Annotated in this window: 6 protein-coding genes and 5 pseudogenes; 4 read left to right on the top strand and 7 right to left on the bottom strand. The window is 69.0% G+C overall.

The window, feature by feature from the left end:
• Positions 1 to 42 precede the first annotated feature (42 nt).
• Positions 43 to 1,632 carry an ABC transporter substrate-binding protein gene (locus OG609_RS36945; protein ID WP_327278313.1) on the bottom strand — a complete coding sequence of 530 codons (1,590 nt, stop codon included), beginning with the start codon at positions 1,630 to 1,632 and terminating at the stop codon, positions 43 to 45.
• Positions 1,633 to 1,858: 226 nt separating this feature from the next.
• Positions 1,859 to 3,235: a serine hydrolase domain-containing protein gene (locus tag OG609_RS36940; protein ID WP_327276800.1), complete on the bottom strand. Its 1,377-nt coding sequence runs from the start codon at positions 3,233 to 3,235 to the stop codon at positions 1,859 to 1,861.
• 829 nt (positions 3,236 to 4,064) lie between these two features.
• Here OG609_RS36940 and OG609_RS36935 point away from each other — a divergent pair.
• Positions 4,065 to 4,860, top strand: a pseudogene (locus tag OG609_RS36935) (IS3 family transposase); the annotation flags it as partial.
• A 1-nt stretch (position 4,861) separates the two neighbouring features.
• Here the strand turns inward: OG609_RS36935 and OG609_RS36930 are convergent.
• Both OG609_RS36930 and OG609_RS36925 read right to left on the bottom strand, forming a co-directional pair.
• Positions 4,862 to 5,197 (bottom strand): annotated as a pseudogene (locus OG609_RS36930) (IS110 family transposase); the annotation flags it as partial.
• A gap of 344 nt (positions 5,198 to 5,541) precedes the next feature.
• On the bottom strand, positions 5,542 to 5,979 hold the full coding sequence (locus OG609_RS36925; protein ID WP_189281718.1) for a carboxymuconolactone decarboxylase family protein: 438 nt from the start codon (positions 5,977 to 5,979) through the stop codon (positions 5,542 to 5,544).
• A gap of 181 nt (positions 5,980 to 6,160) precedes the next feature.
• Between OG609_RS36925 and sigJ the strand changes: the two genes are divergently transcribed.
• Positions 6,161 to 7,102: an RNA polymerase sigma factor SigJ gene (sigJ, locus tag OG609_RS36920; protein ID WP_327276799.1), complete on the top strand. Its 942-nt coding sequence runs from the start codon at positions 6,161 to 6,163 to the stop codon at positions 7,100 to 7,102.
• Between the two features lie 94 nt (positions 7,103 to 7,196).
• Here the strand turns inward: sigJ and OG609_RS36915 are convergent.
• The 3 genes and pseudogenes from OG609_RS36915 to OG609_RS36905 all read right to left on the bottom strand — a co-directional run.
• Positions 7,197 to 7,372: pseudogene (locus tag OG609_RS36915) on the bottom strand (NADP-dependent oxidoreductase); the annotation flags it as partial.
• Positions 7,373 to 7,377: 5 nt separating this feature from the next.
• Positions 7,378 to 8,847 (bottom strand): annotated as a pseudogene (gene pdxR / locus OG609_RS36910) (MocR-like pyridoxine biosynthesis transcription factor PdxR); the annotation flags it as partial.
• Positions 8,848 to 8,907: 60 nt separating this feature from the next.
• Positions 8,908 to 9,888, bottom strand: a complete 981-nt coding sequence (locus OG609_RS36905) for an NAD(P)/FAD-dependent oxidoreductase (protein WP_327276798.1) — start codon at positions 9,886 to 9,888, stop codon at positions 8,908 to 8,910.
• A gap of 91 nt (positions 9,889 to 9,979) precedes the next feature.
• On the opposite strand from OG609_RS36905, the gene OG609_RS36900 reads away from it, so the two are divergent.
• The gene (locus OG609_RS36900; protein WP_327276797.1) at positions 9,980 to 10,579 is read left to right on the top strand and encodes a helix-turn-helix domain-containing protein; all 600 of its coding nucleotides are present in this window, start codon (positions 9,980 to 9,982) and stop codon (positions 10,577 to 10,579) included.
• Between the two features lie 140 nt (positions 10,580 to 10,719).
• Positions 10,720 to 11,119 (top strand): annotated as a pseudogene (locus OG609_RS36895) (Cmx/CmrA family chloramphenicol efflux MFS transporter); the annotation flags it as partial.
• Positions 11,120 to 11,137: the final 18 nt, after the last annotated feature.

The raw sequence follows: 11,137 nt of genomic DNA, 5'->3' as shown, positions 1-11,137 counted from the left end.
CGGGGAGTGGGCGGGCCGACTCCGCGTTTCGTGGCTCATCGCTCACCCGACCCGGTGGACGGTCTGGAACGGGATCTTCGAGGTTGCCGAGAACGAACCGCCCTCGATCATTGGCAGGTCGGTCCAGGATGGGGAGTGCGCCTCGATCGAATCCGGATAGTCCAGCACCAGGTACAAATGCTCCCGGGCGGCGGCCTGTTGCATCTGATGGACGATCCGCTGCCGGACTGCCGGGTTCATCGCCGTGGCCTGCTTCGCGTACAACCCGTCCCAGGACTTGGTGCAGTACCCGGTGTCGTTGAGGCTGTACCGGGACCGGCAGGTCAGATAGGAGAGCATCCCGTCCGGGTCGGTCGTGAGCGAGAAGCCCCACATCGCGGCCTCGAAACTCTGGTACTTCTTGGCGAAGAGAGCCTCGTTGGCAGCCGAGACGTCCATGTGCTTCGGGACGAGCTGGACGCCGATCTTCTTGAAGCCGGCCTGAATGATCTGGAACGAGCGGGCCCCGTACCCGTTAGTGATGCTGGCGGGCGCGATCACGGTGTACGACATCGGGTGGCCGTTCGCGATCCGGATCTTGTTGGGCCCCATGCGGTAACCGGCTTCGTCCAGGAAACGGTTCGCCGCGGCCGGGTCGTACGGGGTCGGCTTGATCGTCGGGTCACTCCAGTGCCCGGTCGACGGCGGGATGATCGACGCCCCGGGCCGGCCGAAGCCGAGCAGTGCCGTCTTGACGATCGCGTTCCTGTCGATCGCTCGGTCGAATGCCTCCCTGACCAGCGGGTTGACCAGCTCACGATGGTCGGCCGCCTGCTTCGGGTTCGCGTTGACGATGAGGTCGTCGAACGCCGCTCCGGCAGCTGACGCCACGGTGAGGCCCGCCGCTTTCAGCGTGGCCACCGAAGTCGGCGCCACCGACTGCACCCCGTCGAGCCGGCCGCTTTTCAGGGCGGTGATCATCGCGTCGTCGGTGTCGAAGAATTGCAGGCCGAGTCCGTCGATGTGCGGCGCGGGGCCGTAGTACCGCGGGTTGCGCTTCAGCAGTGCGATGCGGCCCTGGGCGTACTTGACCAGGGTGAACGGGCCGCCGGAAACGACCGGTGCCGGATTGGTGAAGGTGAGCAGGCCCTTGCCGTTGCCGACCGCGTATCGCGCCCATATGTGCTCGGGCAGGATTTGTATGCCCGACATCTGGGCGAGGACGTTGGCGACCGGCCGGGAGTACTTCAGCACCAGGGTGTTGGGATCGGGCGCGGTGGCGCTCTCCATATAGGCGACGTAGCCGGCCAGGCTGCCCGTGGGCCCTTCCTGGTGCTTGATGACCGTTTCGAAGGTCCAGGCCGCGTCCGCGGCTGTCAGTGGTTCGCCGTCGGACCATTTCGCGCCGGGCTTGGTGTGGAACGTCCAGGTCTTTCCGTCCGGCGACATCTGCCAGCTGCCGGCGAAGTCCGGCACGGTCTTCAGCGCGGGGTCGACCTGTACCAGGGACGGATAGATGTTCTCGAAGACCGAGTACGACGACGAGTTCACGGCCACGAACGGGTTCATCGAGTCGATCGGCTCGGTGCCGCCGAGCCGGAAGACGTTCCGGGTGGCGGCACTGTCGCAGGCGGCACTGAAGCACAGAGCCATCACGGCGGCGACGGCAACGCCACTTCGCCGCAAGCGGCTCGGTCCACGTGACCGGGCAGGGCAAGGAGCGAAGGTGCGTCTGAGTCTCATGGGGACATCACCTCGGGTACGGGTGGGAGTGGAGATCCTGTGGCCCTGCGGGGAGGGGGAACGCGACCGCTGCGGTGATCGGTGCTCGGCGATCCGGTGACGCTCGTCGCGCCGGAGGGGTCGTCCGGTTCCGTCCTCAGGGGGTGAACGACCGGTAGAGAGCGCACCCGGAGTGTGTAGCGCGGGTCGCGGTGCCGCCGATCACGGTGTCGAACCGCAGACGCTCTGGTGACCGTTCGTCCGCGCCGATCCGGAAGCTGCCGTCCGGCAGTTGGGTGAGCACCTGCTCGTCACCGTCGCCCAGCCAGGCCCACAGCCTGCCGTCGCGCGCGATGACGCGCAGGCCGGGCAGCCAGGGGTTGTGACAGCGGTAGTGGCCGACGAACGGCGCCCACGCCGGAGGCGGGGGGTCGGCGCGGGGAGGCTCCTCGTCGTGCGGCAGAACGGTGAGTTCGGGGACCGGCGCTCCCGCAGCTTCGGCGCGTGCGGCGGCGAGAGCGTGCAGGGCTGCTTCCTGCCAGGGCCCGGGCCCGTTGGCAAGGACGACGGCTCCGATCCCCGAGTCGAGGTCGCAGGCGACTGCCGAGTAGTAGCCGATCATGCCGCCGGAATGCCAGACATGATGGCGCCCGTCGATCTCGCCCGTCCTGATGCCCAGGCCGTAGGAGGAGCCGGAGTGGTCGTCGTCGATGGCGATTGCGGGGAGGAACATCTCATCTCGGCCGTGGTCCGACAGCAGGCGGCCGGTGCCCGTCCCGAGCAGCAGTCTCAGCCAAGCCGTCATGTCCAGCGCGGTGGCGGCGATGCTGCCGTCCGCGGTGGCGGTTTCGAGCCAGGTCGCGGGTATCAGACCGTCGGTTGCGATCTGGGCACTGCCGCCGGAGCGCGGTTCGTACCCCACCGCCAGCCGGGGCCGCACCCCGTCGGTGATCGCGGGTACCGCAGACGTCATGCCCAGCGGAGCCAGCAGGCGCTCTCGCAGAATCTGGTGGTAGGGCCGCTCGTGGACGGCTTCCAGGACAAGGCCCAGCGCCTTGTAGCCGACGTTGGAGTAGTGAAACCAGGTCCCCGGTGGAGATGTCGCCTCAGTTTCACGCAGCGACCAGACCTCGAACGCCGCTTCCCCCGAGAAGTCCGAGCCCTCGATGATCCCCGCGGTGTGCGTCATCAGGTGCCGTACAGTGACGGGTGCGAAGCGCGAGCGCACCCGGAACCACGGCAGGTACCGGGCCACCGGCTGATCGAGGTCGATCAGCCCCGCGTCCTGGGCTTGCAGCAGCAGCGCGCAGGTGAATCCTTTCGAGACCGAGCCGATCTCGAAGAGCGTGTCGGCGGTGACCGGCCGCCCGGCGGCGACATCGGCGAGCCCGTGCACGCTCGACGACATGACGCCGGTGCGGTTGGTCACGGCCATCGACAGCCCGGCGGCAAACGGCGCTTCGCGCAATGCACGCTCGGCGCTCTCGACGGCCTTGAGGGGCGATAGTGCCGCTGGATGGGACATGGAGTTCATAGCGAGATCACCCTGTTCAGCGAGTACGGATCGGGTCCGATGGCCTTGCAGCTGTGTGTTGCGGTGTATGCGGCGCTGACGTCTGGAAGCAGCACCGGCCGCGGGGCGCGGCAGGTGCAGTCGCTGCCACGGGGAAAGTCTGGACCGGTGGGTATGCGTCTTCGTTGGACGCGATTTCAGAAGTTCCTTCGAAGCCTTGTGGAATCGGCCAAACGGCGCGCTGTCCGTGTCAGATGGAGGTGCTCGCCGACGGCGGTGTAGGCAGCAGGTAGCCGGATCCCCCAGCGGCCCGGCCCGGCAATTTTCGGGGCCGGACGCAGTTGGCCAAGTAGGCCCCCGTTAGGTCTGGACGCGCCTCCGAGAATCCTGTTACACGGCAGGTTCAGCCGAGCACGTCGTACCTGATGGCCTTCCATGCGGTGAACAGCGTCATCGCCTCTCAGCTACGGTACGTGTGGGGCCTGTCCGGCGGCTGTTGTCCAGAGGCGCCTTGAGTTGTGGGGTCAGTGACCGTTCCTGAGGGCTCCGCGCCTTGGGCCGCTGCCCGCCGGGTGCGGTGCGCGCGGACCCGTCCGCGGCTGGCGCACGACAGCGCTCGCGAGCGCGGCAGCCGGCCACTCGGCCTACGTGCCGAGCCCAACCACAGTTGACGGCCCGCCGCGACAGCTCATGCCCCGATGTGATGCCCTGCGATGTCGGCGGCGATGCTGTCCAGGACGCCAGGCAAAGAGGGCGTCGAGGTCCCAGGGATTGGCGCCCGCCTGAGGCGACCCCCGTGGTGTGGACACCTGACCATGGATCTTCTTGGTCCTGGAAGGTGTAGCTCAACGTGGTACGGCCCTCGAAGTACAGTCCGGAGTTCCGGTCCGACGTGATCGCATTGTGGCGGGCTTCGGCGGGCAGACGGACGTTCAAGGACGTCGCGGCCGATCTGAACGTCAACCCCGAGACGCTGCGCACGTGGGTGCGCGACGCGGACGGTCGTCCGGCAGACGGCGGCGCGTCGCAGGGCCCGGAGGACGAGTTGGCCCGGCTGCGTGCGGAAAACGCACGTCTGGTCAAGGCGGAGAAGGAATGGCATCTGGAGCGGGAGATCCTGCGCCGGGCAGCGGCGAATTTCGCCCGGGAGATGAAGTGAAGACCGCCGCTTGGGACTTCGTCTCCGCCCACGCCGAGAGCTTCGGCATCAAGCGGATATGCCGGTACTGGAAGTGTCCCGCTCCGGCTACTACCGGTGGATCGCCGGCGCCGATGCGCGGGCCGCCCGTCAGGCCGACGAGGGTGCCCTGGTGGAAGAGATCCGCGAGATCCACACCGAACACCGCGGGAACTACAGCGCTTTGCGGGTGCATGCCGCACTGCGCAGCTTCGGACGCACGGTCAACCGCAAGCGAGTAACACGGCTGATGCGCAAACACCACATCGTCGGCCGCCACCTGCGAAGGAAGAAGCGGACCACGATCCCGGACCGTCTCGCGCCGCCGGCACCGGACCTGGTCCAGCGGGAGCTCACCGCCGGTGCTCTGGACGAGAAGTGGTGCGGTGACATCACATACGTGCAGGTCGGACCCTCATGGCTCTACCTCGCCTGCGTCATGGACATGTACTCACGCCGGGTACTCGGCTGAACGGGGCCGCAATGAGCTTGTCCATCTCCGTGATCTGCTCGTTGAGGCCCATCACCTCCTTCGCCAGGGTGTGGATCACCTGAGCGGTGATCTTCTCCCCCGGGACGGCGGTGTGCTGGCGCTCGACCGCTTGCAAGGCTGCTGTGGCGAGGGCCTCGGCGCTGCGGACTTTGCGTTTCCTGAGCCACGTCTCCAGTCGGCTGCGGCCGGTGCGACGCAGGGCGGCCGGGGTCTGGTAGCCGGTCAGCAGGATCAGCGGGCCGATATTGCCGAGATTCAGTGCGCGCTCCAACGCAGGGAAAACGCTGGCGAGTTGACTGCACAGGCGATTGATGCGAACCGCCTACCGGCTTCCAGCCGCACCTGTTCATGAGACGCCCGCCGCTCAGCAGTCAGGCCCCCACCCTCCGCATACCGCATCTCTCCGGCATACCGCAGGGATCACCAATAGTCGCCACTCGACGACAATGCGAAAACCTCAGTATCCGCAGGCCATACACGGGAAAGGGCGTCCGAAGCGGCCTTCTGCCGCCTCGGACGCTCCTCACTCCGAGCCAGGGACCTACCGCCGCAGGCCTAGGCCGCAGCGCGTCAGCCTCGGACTTCGCCTGGATCGATCACGGCCGGTCAGGAGCCCTCTGGGACGAGCGGGGCGTTGCCCGCGGCGTCGCACCGGCTTCAGGGGGTGACCGGATAGTGGCTGCTGATGGCGACCCGATTCCAGGCGTTCATGACGATTGCGAGCCAGCTGACTGCGGAGACCTGCTCGTCGGTGAGGGAACCGTCGTCCCAAGTGCGCCGCTCCGGGACGGTCAGTTCGGTGACCTGCTCGGCCAGGGCGAGGGCCGCGCGTTCCTGGGCGGTGAAGTACTGCGACTCCCACCAGGCAGCCAGGACAGCGAGGCGGTCGGTGCTCTCGCCCTTGGCGAGGGCGTCGCGGGTGTGCATGCGCAAGCAGAAGGCGCAGCCGTTGAGCTGCGAGACCCGGACTCTCACCAGCTCGGCAAGCAGTGGATCGAGCCCCGCCTCCCGCGCGGCGGTGTCGGCCTGAGCGTCGAGCGCCCCCAGGTTCTTGTAGGTGGCAGGGTGCTGCTTGCCGAGGTTCACAGTGCTCATGGTCTTCCTTTGCGGAGGTGCGTTCGTTCAAGCGGCGGTGGGCCCGGTCGTCATCCGGCCGGTGGGCCCGCCACCAGGTCTGACGAGACAGCCGGGCAGAATGTGAGGTGTCGGGATCGCGCGGGCGCCCGGAATCCTTTTTCCTCGGAGAATCGGCGGGCCGTGCTCAAATGGAGGCGTGATGGGAACAGAGCCGACCGGTCCGCGCGGTGACGAGGCGCACACCGAGCGGCGCCGCCTCGTGGGGCTGGCCTACCGCATGCTCGGCACGGTCGGCGAGGCCGAGGATGCGGTGCAGGAATCGTATCTGCGCTGGTATCGCCTCAGTAACGTGGAGCGGGCCGCCGTCATCAACCCCGCGGGGTGGCTGACCCGCGTAACCAGTCGTGTCTGCCTCGATGTCCTGGGCAGTGCGCGCGTGCGCCGTGAGCAGTACGTCGGCCCCTGGCTGCCCGAACCCGTGCCGGAGGGAACCTTCCCCGGCATCGCAGGCTCGACTCTGGGACAGCATGCCCCCGGGGACCCGCTCGATCGGGTAGTGGTGGACGAGTCGGTCAGTACGGCGCTGCTGGTCGTCCTGGAATCGATGACCCCCGCCGAACGGGTGGCACTCGTCCTCCACGACGTCTTCGCGATGCCGTACGCCGAGATCGCCGAGGTCGTGGGACGCTCCACCGATGCGACCCGGCAACTGGCGAGCTCGGCTCGTAGGCGGGTACGCGCACAGCGCAGGCGCCCCGTCGACGAGGCCGCCCACACGCGGGTCGTCACCGCTTTCACGTTGGCGTGCCGAATGGGAAACCTTGAAGCACTGGTGGCGTCGCTCGATCCCTCCGTGACGCTGCGCTCCGACGGCGGCGGCGTGGTGCGGGCCGCGCTTAACCCCATCACCGGCGCCTCGAAGGTGGCGCGCTTCCTGCTGGGTGTGCTGGCCAAGCAGCCCGACGTACGCCCCGTCCCCCGGCTGACCGAGGAAGGTCCCGGAATCGCCTTGGTGCGGGACGGAGCGGTCACTGGGGTGGTCAACCTGCTGGTAGACGGCGAACGGATCACACGCGTGTGGATCCAGTGGAATCCCGCGAAACTGACACGCTGGCCAGGCCTGCGCACCTCCCAACCCTGAAGCTGCCACGGTCCGGGGCCCACCCGGTTCGGCGGCTTTGGGGGCGGGTTCCCGCCGGCCGGGAGAGCAGGGAGTCCGTGCACCCTGCGGCCGGCTATCCGCCGTCCGTGACCCGGATGGTGGTCTTGCCGGGGGCCGGCCGGGAGTGAACGCGGCGGGTGCTTCGGACAGCGGCCTCACCTCGCCGACGATCGGTTTGAGTCGTCCGTCCCTGAGTCGCTGGGGCAGGTCGGCGAGCCGGGCGCGGTCGGGCTTGACGACGAAGAAGACGATTGCGGGAGCGCCCGGCAGAGTACGTCCAGCGCGCCCGCCCAGGCGCTGTCGGTCGGCGTCCCGTAGCCGATGACCAGGGCGTCACGGCCCGGTGCCGCGTCCGGATGACGGAATCGCGAGAACCCCTCCAGCGCCAGTCCCTGCCACGCCGCCGCGCGCAGCGCCGCCGCTTCGCCACCCTCAGGGAGTTCGAGCACGGCGTGCAGGCCGGCGGCTATGCCGATGACCCGGACCTTGGGGGCCCGTTCCGCGAGGTCCGCGACAAGTTGGCCGCGTCGGCGCCGGTAGCGTAGCCGCATCGAGCGCACATGGCGGTCGTACGCACCCGACTTTATGAACTCCGCAAGCGTCAGCTGCTCCAGTGCACTCGACGAGCAGTCGCTGATGCCCTTCGTCTCGACCACCTCCGTCACCAGGTTCTCCGGCAGTACCATCCACCCCAGCCGCAGCCCGGGTGCCAGGGACTTGCTCGTCGTGCCCAGGTGTACGACGTGTTCCGGGTCGAGCCCTTGCAGGGCGCCGACCGGTTGCCTGTCGTAACGGAAGTCGCCGTCGTAGTCGTCCTCCAGGATCAGCCCGCCCGTGCGACGCGCCCAGTCGACCGCCGCGGCCCGCCGGTCGGGGTGGAGCGGTACACCCGTCGGGAACTGGTGGGCCGGTGTCAGCAGCACGGCCCCGGTCCCAGGCATCCCGCCCAAGTCATCGGTCCTGGCCCCAAATTCGTCCATCGGGAGGTGCGGGACGCGCAGACCCGCTTCCGTGAGCAGCCGCCAGTGCACGTCCAGTCCGTACGACTCGACGGCCACCTCGCGCACCCGCCGCTTGCGCAACACCGCCCCCATCAGTTTCAGGGCGTGCACGAAGCCCGCGGATATCACGATCCGTTCCGGGTCCGCGTACACGCCGCGGGCGCGGGCCAGATAGCCGGCGAGCTCGGTGCGCAGTTCCACGCGCCCGCGCGGATCCCCGTAGCCGAAGGCGTCGTTGGGGGCGGCGGTCAGGGCGCGCCGGGACGCCTTGAGCCACTCGGCGCGCGGGAAGGTGGAGAGGTCCGGCGAGCCGGGCATCAGGTTATGCGCGGGTCGCGGGCGCACCGTAGGGAGCGGCGCCCGGCCCGCCGCCCCGCCCGTCGCCCGGGGCGACTCGGCCCGCGGCGGCTCGGCCCGCTGCGCCACCCGGGTGCCCGATCCCTGCCGGGCGGTGAGCCAGCCCTCGGCCACCAGCTCCGCATACGCGTCGGCGACGGTGTTCCGGGCGATGCCGAGATCGGCAGCGAGGCTCCGGGAGGACGGCAGCCGGGTGCCGGGGGACAGCCTCCCCGTGCGCACGGCCTCGCGCAAGGCATCCATGAGCCCGGCCCGCAATCCCGCCGTCCCCTTCGTCTCCAGGACGGGTCGCTCCGCTTGGAGGACGCGTGCGGTGAACGTCTGCTCGGTGACGCTGTCCACCGGACGTGGGGCATGTGCGGTCATGCGCGGGCTCCCTGTCTCGTACGGGTAGGAGTGTGAGGTCTGGCGTTGCCGTGCTGTGGGCTACCGGACGGCGGCAGCTGCGTGGCTGTGCTGTTCGACGGCGCGGTCGACGTCCTCGTCCAGGAGGTCGGTGTTGATGGCGAAGGCGGCGGTGGATCCCATGCCGGCTGCGGCCACGACCTGCGCGCGTGGGTCGATGACGTTGCCGGCGGCCCAGACGCCCGTGACGCTCGTGCGGCCGGTGCGGTCGGTGACGACCCAGCCGATGTCGTCCTTGTCGCATCCCAGCCGGGTCAGCAGTTCGTCGTGCGGGACGAAACGCGGGAAGAGAAAGGCGGCAGTGCGGGGCACGACGCGGCCGTCGGCGAGTTCGATTCCGCGCAGCCGGTCGTCGTCGACGACGAGGTGCTTGATCTCTCCCTCGATCAGGTGAAGACCGCGTGCCTCCAGTTGTTCCCGGTCCTGCGCGGTCAGGTCCAGGGTGTGCGGGAGGAAGACGATGTCGTCGCTCCACTGGCGCAGGAGCAGAGCCTGGTGGACCGCTCCCGGGTGTGTGCCGAGGACGGCGAGGGGCTGGTCGCGGACTTCGTAGGCGTGGCAGTACGGGCAGTGCAGCAGGTCTCTCCCCCACCGTTCGCGGACGCCGGGAATGTCGGGCAGCTCGTCACGCAGCCCTGTCGCGATCAGGACGCGGCGTGCCTTGAGCACCACCCCGCCCGCCATGCGGACGTAGTAGCCGTGGTCGATCTGTTCCACCCGGCCCCGGAGGACCGGGATGCCGTAGCGGGCGATCTCGGCCCGCCCGAGGTCGAGCAGGGTCGCGGGAGGCAGGCCGTCGCGGGACAGGAAGCCGTGCATGTGCGAGGCCGGCGCGTTGCGCGGCTCGCCGGCATCGATCACCACCACCTTGCGGCGAGCGCGGCCCAGGAGCAGGGCGGCGTTGAGTCCGGCCGCTCCGGCGCCGACCACCACCACGTCGTGGACCTCGTCGACGCCGCCGTGCCACACCCTGCTGTTCTTGTCGTTCGTCGTATTGATCATGGGAACAACCTCCTGTCGCGATCGTGCGCGCCAGGCCATCGGGCGACAACATCTGTTGCTATTTCTGGGACGCGGGAGGTGGAATGGGGGTATGGACGAGCAATCACCGATCGCCGCCACGCTGGCCCAGGTCGGCACCCGCCTCAGGCGCGTCCGCACCCAGCGCGGCGTGACCCTGTCGGCGCTGGCCGAGGCCACCGGCATCTCCAAGAGCACACTGTCAAGGCTGGAGTCGGGGCAGCGCCGCCCGAGCCTGGAGTTGCTGCTGCCCATCGCACAGGCCCACCAGGTACCCCTGGATGAACTCGTCGGGGCGCCGGAAGTCGGCGACCCGCGGGTTCGTTGCAAGCCTCGCGTCCACCGCGGTCGTACGGTGATTCCGCTGTCGACTCAGCCGGGGCGCCTGCAGGCCTGGAAGTCGATCATCCCCGCGGAACACAACCGGCCTGACCCCGTCACGCACGAGGGGTACGAGTGGCTGTATGTCCTGTCCGGACGCCTGCGGCTCATCCTGGCCGACCACGACCTGATCATGGAACCGGGCGAGGCAGCCGAGTTCGACACCCGCCTGCCGCACTGGTTCGGCCCCGCGGGCGAGTCCCCGGTGGAGATCCTCAACCTGTTCGGCCCCCAGGGAGAACGCATGCATGTCCGGGCCAAACCCCACTCCCGGGCGGAGCCGCCGGCCTGACCGGAAACATCCGTTGCTAGGGACACCCTTCGGGAGGCACCGCAAGTGGCCGGGTGGGTACTGGATCAGGGCGCGAGTTGCTGCTTGTTGCGAGACATAACGCTGGTGGCGCAGGCGGACAACTGTGAGAACCGTTCCTTGCCGGTGTCACCGTCACCGGGCGGCTGTCCGACCGGCGCCCCGGCCTAGGCATGGCAGTCTGCGGGCCGCTGTTGCTCGTCGGCTGGCCGGCCCTGGCCATGCCGGCCGACAAGCCGATCGCTCTGCTTGCCCTCATATTCGCGCAGGGCGCGCTGTCGCTCGCGCTGGGCAGCACGCTGATCACGCGAGTGCTGTGCGAGGCAGCAGGAGCCCCCACCATGGCTGGCTCCTATGCGACTGCCGCGCTCAACGTCGGCGCCGCCGTGGGCCCCCTCACCGCCGCGACCACCCTTGGCAGCGAAGTCGGAAACCTCGGGCCTCGTCGCAACCTCGCTACTGGCCGCGTTCCCCGCACACGGTGTGCTCACGCCTGGCCGGAACAGCGAGGTGCTCCAGTGACGCACGCGGACGTCCTTC

Source organism: Streptomyces sp. NBC_01224 (assembly GCF_036002945.1).
In the GTDB taxonomy this organism is placed as follows: Bacteria; Actinomycetota; Actinomycetes; order Streptomycetales; family Streptomycetaceae; genus Streptomyces.
Note: the sequence above shows the minus strand (reverse complement) of the source record. Positions and strands in the feature narration are given on the sequence as shown.